This is a genomic window from Clostridium drakei (genome assembly GCF_000633595.2).
In the GTDB taxonomy this organism is placed as follows: domain Bacteria; phylum Bacillota; class Clostridia; order Clostridiales; family Clostridiaceae; genus Clostridium_AM; species Clostridium_AM drakei.
The window spans coordinates 1-667 of the sequence record NZ_JIBU02000062.1 but is presented as its reverse complement, the minus strand read 5'-3'; the positions used below and the strand labels follow the sequence as shown (position 1 = coordinate 667).

Below are 667 nucleotides of genomic sequence, written 5' to 3'. Positions count from 1 at the left end.
CTTCTGGTGCCAAGGCATTCACCATGCGCCCTTTGTAGCTTGACCATTCATGTGAAAATTGCTATTAACTTCGCATTTCTTCGTCAAGCCTTTCGCTGCGGTGCTCATTTACCATAAGTAAACTCCGCTCCTCGCTCAAGTCTTTCCTCGAACTGCTCGTTACTATCAATTTTCTTGATTCAGTTCATAAAATCTACAAAGGTTTTTTACTTATATAATAAGTAGTTTTACCTTTAGCTTTACTTTTATTTAAAAGTTATATTCACTGTGCAATTTTCAAAGAACAAAAAATAGCTTGGTGGGCTTAAATGGACTCGAACCATCGACCTCACGCTTATCAGGCGTGCGCTCTAACCAGCTGAGCTATAAGCCCTTATGGTGGAGATAAAGAGACTCGAACTCTTGACCCTCTGCGTGCAAGGCAGATGCTCTCCCAGCTGAGCTATACCCCCATAATAAGAAAGATTATGATCTTTCAAAATTAAACAGAGCTATTAAACAGTTCCAGCCGCTTACACAATTAAGTGCAAGCTTTTAGTCTAACGACCCAGAGCAATTTTACTGCCTAATGGCTAAATTACTCATTAAAAGTCATTTAGACTTTTAATCCTTAGAAAGGAGGTGATCCAGCCGCAGGTTCTCCTACGGCTACCTTGTTACGACTTCA

The 667-nt window shown here is 40.3% G+C and carries 2 tRNA genes and 1 rRNA gene; all 3 read right to left on the bottom strand.

The features are described 5' to 3' along the window. Positions 1–296: 296 nt before the first annotated feature. Positions 297–373 (bottom strand) — tRNA-Ile (locus tag EG57_RS0222960). Positions 374–376: 3 nt separating this feature from the next. Then, a tRNA-Ala gene (locus EG57_RS0222955) sits at positions 377–452 on the bottom strand. A 162-nt stretch (positions 453–614) separates the two neighbouring features. Next, positions 615–667 (bottom strand): 16S ribosomal RNA (locus tag EG57_RS0222950); the annotation flags it as partial.